The following is an 18,318-nucleotide window of genomic DNA, read 5'->3' as shown; positions in this document are numbered from 1 at the left end:
CGACCGTGAACCCGATGAGGATATCATCGTGGTGGGCACCGTCAACGACGTGCACTGATAAAACCATCTGATAATAACAGGGACGGCCCCGCTTTGCGGGGCCGTTTTTGGGAAAGGCGGCAATCTTGCCATGACAAAGGAACGGTTTAAACAACTGCTCAAACCCATTGCCGAAGGTCTGTTCGGCCCGCAGGGGACCCGCCGCGGTCCCGAAATGCCCCACTATGTGATTCGTCCCGTGGGCATGATCGTGGAAGATTTGTGCCGCATCCCCGAGGAGGACTGGGCGTACTACGCCTTCTCTCGGGAGCCGCTGAACGGAAAATTCAACGACGAACAGCGTCTGGACTTGACCCGGCAGGCCATTGCCTGCGGGCGGGAATACGCCCAGAAGCTGGCCGACCAGTACCGCATGCGGGACCCCGAAAAGCTGGCCAAACAGCTGGGGCTGCTGGTGGATTTCCCCGATATGCCGCAAAACACCGAGCGGGTGCTCTTTGCGGAATTCCGGGAACCCAACAAGATGCACATCTATATGGACGGTGTGCGCAAAGGCCGGGCGCTGCTCAGCGAACCGGGGGTGCCCCACGCACTGACCGGTCAGTTGGACATCGTCAAGCTGCTCATCGGCCACGAGCTGTTCCACTGGGTGGAGGAGCGCTATAAAAAGGAGATCTGGACCCGTACCTACAAGATCGAGCTGTGGGCGCCGAAGCCGCTGCACAACCGTTCCAGCGTGGCCGTGTTGGGTGAGATCGCCGCCATGGCCTTCACCAAAGAGCTGAATGCGCTGCCCTATTCGCCCTATGTCATGGATGCTTTCCTCGTCTATGGCTACTCGCCGGAAGCGGCCAGCGGCCTGTATGAGGAGATGATGCGGCTGGCCGGACGTACCGCCCGCCTGCCGGAAGAAGATCCTCCTGCCGCGCTGCCGGAGGGGGAAACGAAGGGGGAGCCGACCGCGTGAATATCTACTGGGATGCCGAAAAATACAAGCAGGACTTCATGTTCGTGCCGGAGTACGGCGCGGCGGTACTGGACCTGCTGGATGCCGCCCCCGGGGCCCGGGTGGTGGATCTGGGCTGTGGAAACGGCGCTTTGACCCGTCAGTTGGCGGATCGCGGATACCAAGTGCTGGGTGTGGATGCCTCGCCGGAACAACTGGCGCTGGCCCGACAGGCCTACCCTGACCTGACTTTCCGGGAGGGCAATGCGCTGGATTTTGCGCTGGAGCAACCCGCTGACGCCATCTTCTCCAACGCGGTGCTGCACTGGATCGATGCCGACAAGCAGCAGGCCATGCTGGACCACATTGCCTCCCAGATTCGCCCGGAGGGCTTGTTCGTCTGTGAATTTGGCGGTAAAGGCTGTGCCGAGCATGTCCACGCCGAGCTGGAACGCCGCTTTGCGGCCCACGGCCTGCACTACCGCCGCACCTTCTATTTCCCCACTATCGGGGAATACGCCCCCCTGTTGGAAAAGGCGGGCTTCCGGGTGGAGTATGCCACCCTGTTTGACCGTCCCACCCGGCAGGTAGGGCCTGACGGCTTGGCAGATTGGATCCGTATGTTTGACACCGCGCCCTTTGCGGACGTGGAGCCGGCCTTGGCGGATACCATCATCGCCGAGACGGTGGACGCCCTGCGCCCGGTCCTCTACCATGACGACGCATGGTATGTGGACTATGTGCGCATCCGGTTCAAGCTGCGCAAACTGTAATACAAAACTGCCGCCCCCGGCCGGGGGCGGCAGTTTTTTTGTGGTTTATTCGGTGACCAGATCCCGGTCCAGCACGCTGTCCACGTAGGCTTTCTGCTCGTCGGTCAGCGGGCTGAACGGCGGGCGGGCATCGCCCACGGGATAGCCCTGCCGAGCCAACTCGTACTTGATGGCGGGGATCAGACCCACCCGACACATGGCCTCCATGCAGTTGTTGGCCTTGTGCTGCAAGGCCAGCGCTTCGTCCCGGTGCCCCTCGTCAAAGAGGGTGAAGATCTTTTTGTAGTGGGGCAGCATCATATTGAAGGTGGACCCGATGGAGCCGATGCAGCCCAGCGCCTGTCCGGCCACCATGGTTTCGTCGTAGCCGTCAAAGGCGATGAGGTCGGGGTTCAGGTTGAGGATGCGCTCCATCTGGAACAGATTGTAGTTGGTCTGCTTGACGCCCAAAATGGCCCCGCTGCGGAACAGCTCAATGTAGTCGGGGTTGGCCACATCGAACTCCTTGTGGGTGTTGCCGGGGAAGTTGTAGATCAGTACCGGCGCGCCGGATGCCTCGGCAATGGCATAGTAGTAGCGGCAGATCTCCTTGGGGGAAAAGCCGTAGTAGAAGGGGGCGGTGGCGGCGCAGAAGTCATACCCCAGCGCCATGGCGGCTTTGGCGTACCGCACTGCCTCGTCGGTGCCGATGGCGCCGACATGGGCAATCAGGTTGGCTTGGCCTTTCAGGGCTGCGGCGGCCTCAAAGACCTGCACCCGCTCGTCCTCGGTAAGCAGGAAACACTCGCCGCTGCTGCCCCCCACAAAAAATCCGGCCGCGCCCTCGGCCAGATTGCGGCGCATGACAGCCTGTAAGGCCCCGGCGTCTACGGCACCCTTGGCGTCGTAGGCAGTGATGCTGGCGGCATAGATTCCGCCTAGCTGCTCCTTGGTTTTCATAGTAATCCCTCCGTTTGGTTGGTGATGCCCTGTATGGCGTAATTCTGCTTTTATACTACCACAAAGCGCTGCCGCCCGCAATGGGACACTTGCCGGGTTGGAAAGTAGAAAAGTAACAAATTTTTTAAAGTTTTTATTCTTGCTTTTGGCGACAAATTATGTATAATAAAAAGTAACGTGGGGGACAAGGGCCGGATGTCCCTCATCCAAAACGGTCGGCGGCCCAGCCGGCCGCCGGATCGTACCGGCCAAATGTATAGAGAAAGAGGTATATGTATCATGGCAAAGCTGGATCTTACCAAGTATGGCATCAGCGGCACGACAGAAATCGTGTACAACCCCTCTTACGACGAACTCTTCGCTGAGGAGACCAAGCCCGGTCTGGAAGGCTACGAGAAGGGCCAGGTCAGCGAGCTGGGCGCCGTCAACGTCATGACCGGCATCTATACCGGCCGTTCCCCCAAGGATAAGTTCATCGTCATGGACGAGAACTCCAAGGACACCGTGTGGTGGACCTCTGAGGGCTACAAGAACGACAACAAGCCCGCTTCTCAGGAAGCTTGGGCAGCCTGCAAAGAGCTGGCCATCAAAGAGCTGTCCAACAAGCGCCTCTTTGTGGTGGACGCTTTCTGCGGCGCCAACAAGGACACCCGCATGGCCATCCGCTTCATCATGGAAGTGGCTTGGCAGGCACACTTCGTCAAGAACATGTTCATCCAGCCCACGGCTGAAGAGCTGGAGAACTTCGAGCCTGACTTCGTTGTCTACAACGCCTCCAAGGCGAAGGTAGAGAACTATAAGGAGCTGGGCCTCAACTCCGAGACGGCGGTCGTCTTCAACATCACCAGCCGTGAGCAGGTCATCCTGAACACTTGGTACGGCGGCGAGATGAAGAAGGGTATGTTCTCCATGATGAACTACTACCTGCCGCTGAAGGGCATTGCTTCGATGCACTGCTCCGCCAACACCGACCTGAACGGCGAGAACACCGCCATCTTCTTCGGTCTGTCCGGCACCGGCAAGACCACCCTGTCCACCGACCCGAAGCGTTTGCTCATCGGTGACGACGAGCACGGCTGGGACGACAACGGCGTCTTCAACTTCGAGGGCGGCTGCTACGCCAAGGTTATCAACCTGGACAAGGACTCCGAGCCCGACATCTACAACGCCATCAAGCGCAACGCCCTGCTGGAGAACGTCACGCTGGACGAGAACGGCAAGATCGACTTCAACGACAAGAGCGTGACCGAGAACACTCGTGTGTCCTACCCCATCAACCACATCGAGAAGATCGTCCGTCCCGTTTCTGCGGCTCCCGCTGCTAAGAACGTGATCTTCCTGTCCGCTGACGCTTTCGGCGTTCTGCCCCCGGTTTCCATCCTGACCCCCGAGCAGACCGAGTACTACTTCCTGTCTGGCTTCACCGCCAAGCTGGCCGGCACCGAGCGCGGCATCACCGAGCCCACCCCGACCTTCTCCGCCTGCTTCGGCCAGGCGTTCCTGGAACTGCATCCCACCAAGTATGCGGAGGAACTGGTCAAGCGCATGAAGGAGAGCGGCGCCAAGGCTTACCTGGTCAACACCGGCTGGAACGGCACCGGCAAGCGCATCTCCATCAAGGATACCCGCGGCATCATCGATGCGATCCTGGACGGCTCCATCAAGACCGCGCCCACCAAGACCATCCCCTACTTCAACTTTGAAGTGCCCACCGAGCTGCCCGGCGTTGATCCGAAGATCCTCGATCCTCGCGACACCTACACCGATGCCGCCCAGTGGGATGAGAAGGCCAAGGATCTGGCTTCTCGCTTCCAGAAGAACTTCGTCAAGTACGAGAGCAACGAGGCCGGCAAGGCTCTGGTTGCCGCCGGTCCCCAGCTGTAAGCTGACCGCCGTCGCCTGACGACCCTGTAAACTAAAGACCCCCGCTCTGCCTGTGCAGAGCGGGGGTTTTGTGTTATACTGAAAAATAGATAGGAAGGGGGAAAAACACCATGGCAGAAAGAAAGACCGGACAGCAAGCCCGGCAGGCATGGGTTTTTCGCACGGCGGCACAGCGGCTGACCGGTCTGGCGCTGCTGCTCATCGGGCTGGGCGGCCTGTGGTACTGGCGGCAGCAGCCGCTGCCCGGCGGGGCCCACATGCGGCAGGCTGTGCTGGCCGGACCGGCCTTCTGCCTGCCGGTGGGGCTGTGGCAGATCCTCTACTGTCCCCGCCGGCGTCCCCCGCAGGAGAACGAACTGCCCGTCTACAACTCCGACTGGGCCCTGCCCACCTGTGCCGTGATGGAACTGGTGGTGGCGGTGCTTCTGTCGGTATTGCCCCGTACCGCCAAGGGCCCGGAGGATGTGATCGCTGTGATCGCCTGCAACGTCTTTCTGGCGGTGGGGGTGCTGGCCATGGCAGTGCTGGTGGTGGCGGTCCGCAACGAAGGGCTGCTGGTGACCCCCGATGGCCGGGCGGAGCGGTGGACGATCTGGGGGTGGCACCATGTGGTGGAGGAACGCCCTGCTGCGCTGCAGATCAAGCCGCGGCTGGGGCGCTACATCGTCTACGACGAGGCGGGCAACCGGCTCTACCACTTTGACCGGGACATGGTCAACGAGACGGCGCTGCTGAACCTTCTGCAGGCGCAGGGGGTGGCCAACACCGGCACCGATACGCGGCAGCGGATGGCCCATCCCTATCCGAAGGTCCGGGCGGTGTTGGACTGGGACGAGGCGGAGTGGACCCCGGCCCACCGGTGGCTGCCCGGGCTGCGGCGGGTGGTCTGGCTGCCGCCGATGGCGCTGCTGGTCCAGTGGTGGCTGCTGCAGGAGGGGCTCCCCCTGCTGGGGCTGCGCGCCGCTTCGCTGCTCGCCTGCTGGCTGCCGCTGGTCTTTTTCGGGCTCTATCTGGTCTGGCCGGAGATCTTTGTCTGGAACATCTATCTCACCCAGCCCCGCAGCCGCTACCGGGATCAGATTCTGGCCACCCCGGCTTGGCGGCGGATGCATGTCAGCCTGATGGGCACCGCCCTGCCGGTGGCGGGGGCGCTGCTCTGGACCACGGCGGAATCTCAGGTATGGGTGGCCATTTATCCCGTGCGGCTGGCGGTGCTCTGCGGGGTGCTGGCCGTGGGGCTGATCCTGACCTGTGAGCGGCGCTATCCCCTCGGGAAAACCCATCGGGCCCGGGAGCGGTGGATGATTTGGCTGCTGGCCCTCTTTCTGGCTTATCCCTTGGGTTACAGCCTAAATCTGGCCTTGACCGCCCCGGCCGCTCCGGCGCAGGGAACGGTGACGGCGGTGGAGGCCCCGGCGGAGGACGAGGAACCGGTTCGGCTCTCTGTGGTGTGGGAAGGGGAGGACCTCCCCTTGTCCTTTTACGACGACCCGGCCGGGCTGCCCCAGCCGGGGGAGACGATCGCCCTCTGCGTGCGGCAAAGCCCGCTGGGCATCCCGCTGGTTGCTCGGTGCAGCGAAGGAACAGAACAGAAACCGTAAAACCAATCGTCCCGCTGCCACAGGGCAGCGGGACGATTTTGTGCTATTTTGTTTCCAGAACCCACAGCAGGTGGTGTTCGGCCACCGTAGGGCCGTCCAGACGGCGTTCCTTGCCGTCGACAAAGCGGATGGTCAAAAAGCGGCCGTTGCATTCGGTGACGGTGCCCTTCCCGAATACGGCGTGTTCCACCATCGTACCCGGTTGGGAGAGAGCCCCTAAATCCACCGGCGGCAGGGCCGGTTTGGGCCGGGTGAAGGTCTGCACCACCGCGGCCAGCGGCGCGGTCAGACTGGACAGGCGGGCGGCCTCGGCGGCCTGCTGCTCCCGGCGGGCCCGGGCTTCGGGCAGTTGAAAGAGTACCTCCTGCGTAAAGGTGGAGGGGGCTTCGGCACAGTCAAAGAGCACCAACCGCTGCTTGGCCCGGGTCATGGCCACATAATAGAGGCGGCGATCCTCCTCGTAGCGGCGGGTGTCCTCCGGCGTGCGGCAGCAGACCTCCAGTTGGGCAGGCAGGATGCCGTCAAAAACATCCAGCAATACCACGCTGTCGTACTCCAACCCCTTGCTGCCGTGCATGGTGGAAAGGGTCAGCAGGGCCTCGGGTGGGTCCTCGTGGTCGGCCAGCAGGGTGCGCAGTTCCTCCAGCCGGGCCAGCAGCCGGGTGGGGGAAGGCTCCTGTTCGGCCACCAACCCCAGAATGGACAGTTTGCCGCTGTCCATCTTTTTCTGCTCCAGATAAGCCCCGTAGCCTACCTCATCCCGCAGCAGTTCCAGCGCCCGGGCGGCAGTCTGGTGGGGGAGCTGCCGCAAGGCAGCCCACACGTCGGCTACACCGGCCCGCAGCCGGGGCTTTACCTCGGGGCAATGCTGCAACTCATACAGCAGCGGGCGGCCGCTGCTGCGGCTCTGCACACAGGCGTAGAGGGCTTGTTTCCGGGCAATGGGCAGGCCCATCTTGTAATAGAGCCGCAAAAATAGCTCCTCGTTCAGGGGATTGGCGGCAAAGTGCAGAAAATCTACCACATCCAGCACGATCTTGTCGGTGAAAAAGGTCAGGTCCCGCTTGGGAAAACGGTGGGCCAACCGGCTGCGCTCGCACCGGTCGATAAGGGGCAGGGCGCTTTCGTTGTTGCGGAACAGCACCGTCAGCGCCCGGCCTTGGGCGACCTGATTGAACAGCCAGTCCACCTGCTCCTCCCGGCGGCGGATGCGCACCACCTCCACCGGGCCGCAGGCACCGCAGGTGGCCTGCAAAACCTTGGGACGGCGGTAGCGGTTGCGGGCTACAAAATGGTTGGCGGCGTCCACGATCTCGCTGCCCGAGCGGTAGTTTTGCTCCATCAGCAGCACCCGGGCCCCCGGCCAGACCTTCTCAAACTCCATCAGCGCCTGTGGATAGGCAGCCCGGAACCCGTAGATACTTTGGTCCTCGTCCCCCACCATAAACAGGTTGCGGGAACGCTGGGCCAACAACTGGATGATCTCGTGCTGGATCTTGGAGGTGTCCTGCGACTCATCCACGCAAAACCAGCGGTACCGGTCCTGAAAATAGGCCAGCACCGGCGGCACCGCCCGCAAAATCTGCAAGGCGAACACCATCTGGTCGTCGTAGTCCATCCAGCCCCGCTGCTTCAGCTCCCGCTGGTACCGCCGGTAGAGCTCCGGCAGATCGTTCAGGTCGGTTTCCAGCGCCGCGATGCCCTCCTCGTCCAGCGCCATATTCTTGATGTAGGTGATGGCGGTGCGAAGCTCTTTGAGGGTGCTCTCGGTGGGGTAGTCGTCGCAGACCTGTTGGTATAGCTGAGTCAGCAGCCGGGTCAGCTCCCCCTCGTTGGTCATCAGCTGGGGCTGCTGCCGCTGGTAACGGCGGCTGTAATATTGCAGCACCACCGCCGACAACCCATTGATGGTGCGAAAACTCATCCGGCTTGCCAGTGCCTCCCCGAACCGTGCCGCAAATCGGGCGCGCATCTCCCGGGTGGCGGCCACCGTGTAGGTCATGGTCAGGATCTGCTCGGGGGGAATGGCACGGCACTCCACCATATACCCCAGCCGGGTCACCAGCACGGTGGTCTTGCCGCTGCCCGGTACCGCCAACAACAGCACCGGCCCGTCTACCGCGGTCACCGCTGCCTGCTGCTGGGGATTAAACGCCGCCAGATACTGTGCGGCAAAGGTTTGCTCGTCCAATCTCGGGCGGCCTCCTCTCGGTTATTTTTTGACCACAAAACAGGGCAGGGGCGCGGTGCTGGCCCAGTTAGCAAATTCGCAGACCAGCACGGTGTAGCGGGTCAGCGGCAGCGACCGGAAAAACGCCAGCGCGGCCTGCTTTTCGCTGTCCCCGATGACCTGCCCGCTGTACAACACCGCCGCCAGTACGCCTCGGGGCTTCAGCGCGTCCAACGCCGCTTGCAGTGCCGGCAGGCTGCCTGCCGCGGTGGAATGTACTTGGTGGTCTGCCCCCGGCAGCCACCCGAAGTTGAAGAGCACACAGTCCGCTGTGCCGGGGGCGGCGACTTCCCCCAGCCGGGCATGGTCCAGTTGGATGGCCCGGCCAATGCCGTCCAGCCCGGCAGCAGCCAGCCGGGCGTTGGTGGCCTCCACCGCTTGGGGTTGGATGTCCAGCCCCAGTACCCGGCCTTCCGGCCCAGCTAAACGACACAAAAAGGCGGTGTCGTGGCCGTTGCCGCAGGTGGCATCCAGATAAAAACCGCCCGGATTCAGGTGGGTGGTCAAAAATTCGTGGCAAAGCTGTACCGCCGACAGATCGGGCACCCGCCGCCGCACCAGATGGTCCCCGGCGGGCAGAAAGTCAAATTTGGCGGTCAGTGCCCGGACACCCTCGTCGCCGGGCAGAGGGGCGGTAAAACAACTCTCGGTTTTGGGGTCCAGCCCGCCCAGTTGACGCATCCCCCTGCCGCACTGCCGTGCCGATGGTGGTCTGCTCTTTATATAAGGTAAACGTGTCGTCCAGCCGGCGGATTTCCATGCCGGGATCACCCCTTTCCTTCAAAAGGATACAAGCCCCTGCGGGAGTTGTCAAGTAGTGCCAAAAATGATAAAATGTGTGAAAAAGAGGGCAAAATCCCTTCGAAATCCCCGCTTTTTCACATTCTTTTCACCCACAAAGGATACCTATTTCACAATTCGCGGGTATACTCTTAACCAGAGAAGGCAAAAGACCCCCTCTCAAAAGAAAGCGGAAAGGAAGGACCCGTATGAGCAACGAATTTGATTACTCCGGCCTTTATAATCATACATCGGGTGAGGGTTCCCCGCAGGGCAACGCCCCGGAAAACCACCCCACTACCGACAACACCCAGCAGAGCCAGAACAGCTACCCCAATGTGGGCAGCAGCGGTATGAATACCGCCAACACGGCTCGCACCGATTATTCCTCGCCCCAGTCCGGCGGCTATGGCAGTGCCAACACCGGCAGCAACGGTAACGGCGGTACCACCGGCAATAACGGTGGGTATACCAGCAGCTTTAGCGGCGGCAATGGCGGCAACGGCGGGTACAACGGGTACAGCTACGCCAGCGCACCCCAGCAGCCGCCCCAGAAGCCCAAAAAGCAGCATCGCATTCTGATGCGGGTGCTGGCTGGCATCGGTGTGGTGGTGCTGGGCTTCGGCGGCGGTTTCGGCGGGGCGATCCTCGCCAGCCGCACCGGTCTGACCGGCAATCAGGTGGTGGTCCAGCAGGTCCAGCGGGACACCAGCGACGCCACCAATGCCAACAGCACCGACGGTACTTCGATGAGCGTGCAGCAGATCGCGTCGGTGGTTTCGCCCAGCGTGGTGGCCATCACCACCGAGCAGATGAGCGGCTCCCAGACTTGGTTCGGCGGCTACTATGTGCAGAGCGGCGCCGGTTCCGGCGTGATCATCAGTGAGGATGGCTACATCCTGACCTGCGCCCACGTAGTCAGCGGCGCCACCAGCGTCAAGGTACAGTTGGACAATGGCGATACCTACGATGCGACCATCGTCGGTTCGGACTCCACCTCGGACATCGCCGTCATCAAGATCGAAGCCACCGGTCTGACCCCGGCGGTGATCGGTAACAGTGACGCCCTCGCCGTAGGCGAAGTGGTGGTGGCGGTGGGCAACCCGCTGGGCACCCTGTCCAACAGTGTGACCGACGGCATCATCAGCGCCCTGAACCGGGAAGTTACCGTAGAGGATAACAATATGACGCTGCTGCAGACCGATGCTTCCATCAGCCCGGGTAACTCGGGCGGCGGTCTGTTTAACGCAAACGGTGAACTCATCGGCGTGGTCAACGCCAAGAGCAGCTACTCGGAGGCCGAGGGCATCGGCTTCGCCATCCCCATCAATTCGGCGATGGAGATCGCCCAACAGCTGATCCAGAACGGCTCGGTGGCCCGTCCGGCGCTGGGCGTCAAGATCTATGATGTCAGCGATGCCGCCACCGCCCAGCAGCTCGGCGTAAGCGCTACCGGCGTCTATGTGGTGGAAGTCACGGCCGGCGGCGGTGCCGAAGCGGCAGGCGTACAGGCGGGGGACCGCATCATCGCAGTGGATGACACGGCGGTTTCCTCCTCCAGCAGCATCAAGAGCTATCTGGCGGATAAGAATGTAGGCGACACCGTCAATTTGCAGGTGGAGCGGGACGGCAAGGTTTTGACCCTGACCGTTACGCTGGGCACCAGCACCGAATAATCCCCAAAGAAAAAGATCCCCGGCCTGCGGGTAAGCAGGCCGGGGATCTTTTTTGGTTTGTAGAAGCGGGAAAAACGCGGCAGCTTAGAAGCCGTGCTTCTCCATGAGTTTGCGGCCCATGAGCACGCCCATGACCGAGGCCATCATCAGGCCGCGGGTCCAGCCGGAGGAGTCACCCAGACAGTGCAGGCCCTCGATGTTGGTTTCCAGATCGGTGTCCATCCGCACTTTGTTGGAGTAGAATTTCAGCTCCGGGCTGTACAGCAGGGTCTCGGGGCTGGCAAAGCCGGGCACTACCTGATCCACCATCTTGATGAACTCAATGATGTTCACCATGGCGCGGTAGGGCATGGCCGCGGTGATGTCACCGGCCACGGCATCCTTCAGGGTGGGGCGCACGTTGGCCTGGGCCAGCTCCTTGGCCCAGGTGCGCTTGCCGTCCAGAATATCGCCGTAGCGCTGCACCAAAATGTGCCCGGCACCCAGCATGTTGGTCAGCTCGCCCACCTTTTGGGCGTAGGCAATGGGCTGGTTGAAGGGCTCGGTGAAGTTGTGGCTGACAAGGATGGCCAAGTTGGTGTTGTTGCTCTTCTTCTCTTTAAAGCTGTGGCCGTTGACCACCGCCAGATCATTGTCGTAGTTTTCCTGCGCCACAAAGCCGCCGGGGTTCTGGCAGAAGGTGCGCACCTTGTTGCGCCAAGGCGCCGGATAGCCGATGAGCTTGCCTTCGTACAGCACCTTGTTGATAGTTTCCATCACTTCGTTGCGGCACTCTACCCGCACGCCAATGTCTACGGTGCCGGGCTTGTGGGCGATGTTGTGCTCGGCGCAGATCTTTTCCAGCCAGTCGGCGCCGCGGCGGCCGGTGGCAATGACGATCTGCTTGCCAAAGACATCCCGGGTACCGGTCTTTTCCCGCAGGCGCACGCCCTTGCAGACCGAACCCTCCAACAGAATGTTCTCACATTCGGTTTCAAAGAGCATCTCCACCCCGGCATCCAGCAGATGGTTCTGAATGTTCAGGTAGAGCTGCTGGGCCTTCTCGGTGCCCAGATGCCGGATGGGGCAGTCCACCAACTGCAAACCGGCCTGAATCGCCCGCTTGCGGATGTCCTTGATCTCCTGCCCTTCGTAGATGCCTTCCACCTTGGGGTCGGCGCCAAACTCCAGATAGATCTTGTCGGTGTAATCGATGAGCTCCTGCGCAAAATCCTCACCGATCAGGTCGGGCAGCTCGCCGCCCACCTGATAGGAGAGGGACAGCTTGCCGTCCGAGAAGGCGCCCGCGCCGGAAAAGCCGGTAGTAATGGCACAAGTGGGTTTGCAGTTCACGCAAACGCCGGTCTTGTCCTTGGGGCAGTGGCGCTTCTCCACCGGTTTGCCCTTTTCCACCAGCAGGATCTTGTGGGGCTTGTCGCTCTTGCGCAGCAGCTCCAACGCGGTAAAAATGCCGGCCGGACCGGCGCCTACGATAATCAGGTCATACAAAGTGGACATAAAAGAAATAACTCCTTTAAAAAATTAACCAACGGTGGTAAAAACTTAGTTGAAATCAAACGCGTCTTCAGAATATTCTTGAAAGAACTCTGTATCGTTATACATCACCAGCACAAGGTCCGGTTGGTAGGTTTGGATATATGTGTGTAGGCTTCCCGTAAAGGAGGCATTGTGTAAAAAGGTGATTTCACTGACCTGTTGAGCTAGATAAGGGACAACAAACCAATCGAAAGAGTCGCCAATCACAAGAATCTTTTTGCCGCAATTTTGTGTGGTAGTATGGTTTTGGATTGTGGACATCAGGCTATTTCCGATGATAGCCATGCTATAATAGACGCCATCAGAGGAATACTTTTCTATCGGTTGAATACAGACCGTAGAAAAGCCACCTGAAACAATTTCCGCACCTTCCGCGTAAATCCGGGTATAGCTTCCTTGCTGTACGGGGGTGGGAAGTTTTTGTTGTGGTAGATCCATTGTGCTGCGGTAGGGAGCAAAAAAATCTTGATAATTGTTGGGATCGGAAAGTGCGGTTGTAAATGCGAAGCCGAATCGTTCGTTGAGTTCTTGCGCAATACATTGGCTGGCAAACAAAGAGTCTTCAAAACTCCAATGGCTGGTAGAATCGTATTCGTAGATGTGTTGGGGGATAGTAGAGGACCCCAAAAATAATACAGAGCTACTTTTTTGTGCGAGTTGCTCTTGAAAAGCAAGACTTCTGTAAACGATCTCGGGGTTTTTAATACCTTCTGATTTGCCTTCATAATAAAGCGCAAGATCTTTCCGCGGGGTTTGTATATACAGAAAAGGAACCCCTTGCTTATTACAAAAATCCTCGAAATCCAAAACATTCTCTACAAGAGGTGCTACATAGTCCGGGGCTTGTGCAATATTTGATGCTACGGCCCCGTATTCGCCGCCATCTTGGTTCAGTGTGTTTTGCAGAATGTTTTCTCGATATAGTTGAATCAATTCGTGGATCTGTTCTGAGAATGGGAAAGAAGAAGTGCAAAAACCGGTAATGACTTTTTGGGTTTCTTCAATCTGGACAAGTGCACTTTTGGAAAATCCTTGATGAAAGGGATATTTTTTTATCCATTCATCGCCCGAACTGACGGTTTCGATGGAACGACCCTGTAAAATAAAATCCGTGAGGCGATTAGAATTATCGGTATGGTCTACATATAGGGCGGTGCCCATACGAATTACGATGACCAAAAAAGGAACGAAGAAAAGAATAGAAACTGCGAAACAAAGAAAATTCTTTTTCATGAAAATCTCTTAGAAATTGAAATAAATGAAAGGACTGTACGCACCACTGATAACCGTCAAAAGGCAGAGTGCTAATAAGAAAAGCAAACCCAAGTTCTTTACGATCTCGGCACTGCGAACAAGGACTGCGGATGGATGATTCTGAAGAAATTCCTGAGCAAAGCTTCCCAGCGGAAGACAGCAAATACCAGAAATTGCAAATAGGCGTGCACACTGCTGAAGATAGTACATGGTATTGCCATCGTACAGTATGCCGCTTTTTCCAAACATGGCAGCGAGATAGGAAAAAGCAAGTCCAACGCTATCGGCTTTAAAAATAACCCAACAGCAGCAGACAACAATCATGGTGATGAGCCAGCGTAGCGGCTTTGGAAAGGAGAACGGAAGCAAATTCAGCTTTTCAAAGAGTTGCAGCACAAAATAGATGCATCCCCACAAAAGAAATGTCCAGTTGGCACCGTGCCAAATGCCGGTCAGCAACCATACACAAGCAAGGTTAAAAATCCAACGGGGTTTCTTTACACGGTTGCCGCCTAAGGGAATATAAACATAGTCGCGGAACCATCCGGTCAAAGAGATATGCCAACGTCTCCAGAATTCGGTGACAGAAGTCGCTATATAGGGGTGGGAGAAATTTTCTAGGAAGCGGAAACCAAAACAACGGGCCAATCCAATCGCCATATCAGAGTAGCCAGAAAAATCAAAATAAATTTGAAAGCTGAAAGCGATTGCCCCAATCCATGCAGAAAAAACCGGAAGTTCAACATAAGGAGCGGATAAAAATAGATTGTCTGCAACAGTGGCTAAAATATCAGCAAGCAATACTTTCTTAGAAAGGCCGATGATAAAACGAGAGATACCTGTATAAAAATCATCGAGGGATACAATGCGCTGATCCATTTGCTGCGCAACATCTTCGTACCGTACAATGGGACCGGCAATCAGTTGCGGGAAAAACATAATGTACAAGGTGAGTTTCCAGATACTTTTTTGACATGGGACTTTGGCACGATATACGTCCACCACATAACTCATCATCTGAAAAGAGAAGAAAGAAATGCCAATGGGAAGTGCAATATTTAGCGTTGGTGTATGGATAAGTCCGGAAAGTTGCTGCGATAGGAAAGAAATATACTTAAAAAAGAATAAAAGTGCCAAATGTAGAGAGAGGGCTAAAGTCAGCCAACCCTTTTTCTGCCGCTTAGAAGAAGTGCGCTCTATTTGCAGGCCGCATAGCCAATCCACAAAAATGCTGACGGCAATCCAAACGATAAAGGAGGGCTCGCCCCAAAAATAGAAAGCAATACTAAAAAAGAGTAGTATAAAGTTTTTATAGTGGGGGTTATGGACGCCGGGAAGATGATACAAGATCATCACGGAAGGAAGAAAGAAAAGCAGAAAAACACTGGAAGAAAAAACCATTTAAAAAATCCTTTTAAAGGAAGTGCTTCGCCAAGCCCACAACGCCTACGATAATCAGGTCATACATGGGTAGGGAATCTCCTTACAAAATTGGGGTTATTGGGGGTTGTTGGAATCGTTGGGGACTTCGGTGCTCTCGGCGTCATAGACCACCGGTTCGCGGCCGTCCTCCCACAGGGGGACGTTTTGGGTCTCGGCCTCGTCCAGCGCATCGCCCAGTGCGTTCAGGGCGGCGGTCATGGCGGCGTCGGTCATTCGGTCAATGGCCCGAAGCTCCATGGCAGTGTAGACCACACAGCTCAGGTTGACTACACCCTCGATGATGAGCAGCACACCGCAGAGCATTACCACGCTGACCGCTGCCCCGAAGGGGTTGACCAGCAGCAGGATGCCCAACGCGATGGACAACAGGCTAAAGAGCAGCATGACCCACCATTTGTCCCCCTTGCGGCGGGCCAGATCCAGCGCGGTGCCGATGCGGCTGCAGCCATCGATGAGGATGAACAACCCGAACACCACCGGCAAAAAGCTGGCTACCACTTCGGGCTGGACCAGCGTAAAGAGGCCCAGCGCGGTGATGATGACCCCGGCTACCAGAAAGAAGGGGGCCGCAAAGCCGCTGCCGCGGATGCGTACGTACTGGATCAGGCAGACGATGCCGGTGATGAGCACCACGGCGCCAAAAGCGTAGCAGATCCACAGCAGACTGGTTTGGGGCATCACCAGCAATAGGATGCCCAGAACGATGAAGGCAATGCTGAGCAGCAGCATGCCGTTTTTGATGTAACGCAGCATAGGCGTGCGCTCCTTCCGGTTGTGTTTAAACGACAGAGGCGGGCTGTTCCAGCATGGGATGCACCACGGTGCGATAGCAGTGGGTCAGGAACAGACTGCACATGATCAGCGGAGAGACTTCCGCAATGGGGAACGCCCACCAGATCAGGTTGACGTTGCCGCTCAGGCTGAGCAGCCAAGCGGCGGGAACCAGCACAAAGAGCTGCCGCACCAGCGACACCAGCAGGGCCATGGCGCCCCGGCCCAGCGCTTGGAACACCGCCGAAGCCACGATGTTAAACCCGGCAACGATAAAATGTACCGAGATGATGCGCAGAGCCACCTCGCCCAGTGCCAGCATTTCGGGGCCGGCGTTGAAGATGCTGAGCAGCACCCCGGGGCAGAGCTGCGCGGCGGCAAAGCCCAACAGCATAATGGTCACAGCGGCGACCACCGACATCTGGACTACCTTGACGATGCGCTGGGGTTTGCGGGCCCCGTAGTTGTAGGCGATGATGGGCACCATGCCGTTGTTCAGGCCGATCAGCGGCATGACGATGAAGCTCTGCATCTTGAAATAGACACCGAACACCGCCACCGCCGTGCTGGAAAAGCCGATGAGGATGCGGTTCATGCAGAAGGTCATCACGCTGCCCACCGAAGTCATGGCGATGGAAGGGATGCCCACCTGATAGATCCGCTGAATGGTGCGGCCATGGGGACGGAAGTCCTTGAGGCGGAACTGGATGTCATGGTTGTGCCGCAGGTTTAGGTAAAGCCCGGTGAAAGCCCCCAGAAACTGTCCGGCCACCGTGGCGGCCGCAGCACCGGCGGCTTCCATTCGGGGAAAGCCGAACAATCCAAAGATCAGGATGGGGTCCAGAACGATGTTGGTCAGGGCGCCCACCAGTTGGGTGATCATGGCGTAGTTGGAACGGCCGGTGGCACTGAGCAGTTTTTCCGCCATGCACTGGATCATACAGCCCAAGCTGAACAGGCAGCAGATGGACAGATAGTCCACGCCGTATTGGCGGATGGCGGCGTCGGTGGTCTGGGAGTTCATGAAGGCTTCCACCCCAAAGACGCCGAAGAAGAAAAACACCACAAAGGTACACAGGGCCAAAAACAGGCCGTTGGCAGAGGCCCGGTCGGCCTCATTGCGGTTGCCCTCGCCCAAAGATTTGGACACATAGGCGTTGACACCCACGCCGGTGCCCACGGCAAAGGCGATCATCAGGTTTTGGATGGGGAAGGCCAGCGATACCGCCGAGAGGGCAGCCTCGCTGACATAGGAAACAAAGATGCTGTCCACCACGTTGTACAGGGCCTGAAACAGCATGGACACCATCATGGGAAGTGCCAGCGAGAAGAGCAGCGGCCCCATGGGGGCCGTGCCCATCCGGCTGGCGGAATGGGAATCTGTACCGCTCATTCCTGATTCGCAGCCTCCATTGCCCGCACCGCATCCACAATCAGGTTGGCACAGGTGTCCAGACCCAGCGCTGCGTTGAGGCACAGGTCGTAGTTCTTGGCCTCGCCCCAGCGGTTTTCGGTGTAGTAGTTGTAGTAGCTGGCCCGGGCCCGGTCATGCTTGGAAAGCTGGACCTCCCACAGGCGGTCCACCATATCCTTGGCGCCGGGACGCGCCTTGGCCCGGGCAATGCGATCCTCCAGCGGGGCGTAGATAAAGACGCTGAGCACGTTGGGACGTTCCCGCAGCACATAGTCGCCGCAGCGGCCCAAAATCACGCAGGAACCTTCCGCAGCCAGTTCCTTGATGACGTTGCTCTGCAAGATGTAGACCTGATCCGCCAAAGGCATCGTGTTGCCCATCATGTACAGGCTGTAAATCAGGCTGCCGCTGCGCTGATTCTCGCTGGCGGCGATGGCTTCCTCGGTCAGGCCGCTCTTCTTGGCTGCACGGGTAATAAGCTCCTTGTTGTACAGCGGAATCCCCAGCTTGTCTGCAACCGCCTGCGCAATCTCGCTGCCGCCCGATGCAAATTCACGCGCGATGGTAATGACGATAGGTTCCATACTTGATACACCTCACATTCAAAATGGTACATTTGGTACAAAAATGCACACTTACCTGTGTATAGTATACCGTAGATTTTGCCAAAGCGCAAGGAAAAAAGCGCCCGCCTTTCTCCACAAAAAAAGGCCCGTTCCGACCGGAACGGGCCTAAAAAGTAGGGGGAAAAACCGCGGCTTATTCGTACAGCGGGAAACGGGCGGACAGTTCGGCCACCCGGGCGGCTACGTCGGCCTTCTTGGCCTCGAAGTCAAAGATGCAATCCGCAATGCAGTCCGCGATGATCTTCATCTCGGCGGGACCCATGCCCCGGGTGGTGACGGCAGGGGTGCCGACCCGCACGCCGCTGGTCACAAAGGGGCTGCGCTTTTCGCCGGGAACGGTGTTCTTGTTGGCGGTGATGTGTACCTCGTCCAGATTATGCTCCAGCTCCTTGCCGGTGCAGTCCTCGTCGGTCAGGTCGATGAGCAGCAGGTGGTTGTCGGTGCC

General features: G+C 58.4%; 14 protein-coding genes and 1 pseudogene. 5 read left to right on the top strand and 10 right to left on the bottom strand.

The genetic code is table 11. The annotated features are described in order from the left end of the window. Positions 1–130: 130 nt before the first annotated feature. A complete protein-coding gene (locus Q0526_RS18245) occupies positions 131–967 on the top strand; it encodes a hypothetical protein (RefSeq protein ID WP_298736835.1) in 837 nt (278 codons plus the stop codon). Then, a complete protein-coding gene (locus Q0526_RS18240) occupies positions 964–1,719 on the top strand; it encodes a methyltransferase domain-containing protein (RefSeq protein ID WP_298736833.1) in 756 nt (251 codons plus the stop codon). Before Q0526_RS18245 ends, Q0526_RS18240 begins: the two co-directional genes overlap by 4 nt. A 45-nt stretch (positions 1,720–1,764) precedes the next feature. On the opposite strand, the gene Q0526_RS18235 is transcribed toward Q0526_RS18240, so the two are convergent. Further along, complete coding sequence (locus tag Q0526_RS18235) at positions 1,765–2,658, bottom strand: dihydrodipicolinate synthase family protein (protein WP_298736831.1); 894 nt, start codon at positions 2,656–2,658, stop codon at positions 1,765–1,767. Between the two features lie 279 nt (positions 2,659–2,937). On the opposite strand from Q0526_RS18235, the gene pckA reads away from it, so the two are divergent. Next, positions 2,938–4,542: a phosphoenolpyruvate carboxykinase (ATP) gene (gene pckA, locus Q0526_RS18230; protein ID WP_298736829.1), complete on the top strand. Its 1,605-nt coding sequence runs from the start codon at positions 2,938–2,940 to the stop codon at positions 4,540–4,542. Between the two features lie 110 nt (positions 4,543–4,652). Then, positions 4,653–6,143 carry a hypothetical protein gene (locus Q0526_RS18225; protein WP_298736827.1) on the top strand — a complete coding sequence of 497 codons (1,491 nt, stop codon included), beginning with the start codon at positions 4,653–4,655 and terminating at the stop codon, positions 6,141–6,143. 43 nt (positions 6,144–6,186) lie between these two features. Here Q0526_RS18225 and Q0526_RS18220 read toward each other — a convergent pair whose 3' ends face one another. Both Q0526_RS18220 and Q0526_RS18215 read right to left on the bottom strand, forming a co-directional pair. Further along, a complete protein-coding gene (locus tag Q0526_RS18220) occupies positions 6,187–8,334 on the bottom strand; it encodes an ATP-dependent helicase (protein ID WP_298736823.1) in 2,148 nt (715 codons plus the stop codon). 21 nt (positions 8,335–8,355) lie between these two features. Further along, a complete protein-coding gene (locus tag Q0526_RS18215; RefSeq protein WP_298736820.1) occupies positions 8,356–9,054 on the bottom strand; it encodes a class I SAM-dependent methyltransferase in 699 nt (232 codons plus the stop codon). A 308-nt stretch (positions 9,055–9,362) separates the two neighbouring features. Here Q0526_RS18215 and Q0526_RS18210 point away from each other — a divergent pair, with 308 nt between their 5' ends. Further along, positions 9,363–10,829 (top strand): trypsin-like peptidase domain-containing protein, encoded by a 1,467-nt coding sequence (locus tag Q0526_RS18210; RefSeq protein ID WP_298736818.1) that lies wholly within the window; start codon positions 9,363–9,365, stop codon positions 10,827–10,829. A gap of 84 nt (positions 10,830–10,913) precedes the next feature. Here the strand turns inward: Q0526_RS18210 and Q0526_RS18205 are convergent, their stop codons facing one another. The 7 genes and pseudogenes from Q0526_RS18205 to glyA all read right to left on the bottom strand — a co-directional run. Then, a complete protein-coding gene (locus tag Q0526_RS18205; protein ID WP_298736816.1) occupies positions 10,914–12,326 on the bottom strand; it encodes an FAD-dependent oxidoreductase in 1,413 nt (470 codons plus the stop codon). Between the two features lie 45 nt (positions 12,327–12,371). Then, positions 12,372–13,598 (bottom strand): hypothetical protein, encoded by a 1,227-nt coding sequence (locus Q0526_RS18200; protein WP_298736814.1) that lies wholly within the window; start codon positions 13,596–13,598, stop codon positions 12,372–12,374. Between the two features lie 9 nt (positions 13,599–13,607). After that, positions 13,608–15,020 carry an MBOAT family O-acyltransferase gene (locus Q0526_RS18195; RefSeq protein ID WP_298736811.1) on the bottom strand — a complete coding sequence of 471 codons (1,413 nt, stop codon included), beginning with the start codon at positions 15,018–15,020 and terminating at the stop codon, positions 13,608–13,610. A gap of 96 nt (positions 15,021–15,116) precedes the next feature. Next, positions 15,117–15,815, bottom strand: a complete 699-nt coding sequence (locus Q0526_RS18190) for a DUF308 domain-containing protein (RefSeq protein ID WP_298736808.1) — start codon at positions 15,813–15,815, stop codon at positions 15,117–15,119. Positions 15,816–15,840: 25 nt separating this feature from the next. Further along, positions 15,841–17,226 (bottom strand): MATE family efflux transporter, encoded by a 1,386-nt coding sequence (locus tag Q0526_RS18185; RefSeq protein ID WP_298736805.1) that lies wholly within the window; start codon positions 17,224–17,226, stop codon positions 15,841–15,843. After that, entirely contained in the window at positions 17,223–17,831 is a 609-nt protein-coding gene (locus Q0526_RS18180; RefSeq protein WP_298736803.1) for a cytidylate kinase-like family protein, read from the bottom strand. The genes Q0526_RS18185 and Q0526_RS18180 overlap by 4 nt, the downstream gene beginning before the upstream one ends. 175 nt (positions 17,832–18,006) lie before the next feature. Further along, a pseudogene (gene glyA, locus Q0526_RS18175) lies at positions 18,007–18,318 on the bottom strand (serine hydroxymethyltransferase); the annotation flags it as partial.

Source organism: uncultured Subdoligranulum sp., from assembly GCF_937890665.1.
Note: the sequence above shows the minus strand (reverse complement) of the source record. Positions and strands in the feature narration are given on the sequence as shown.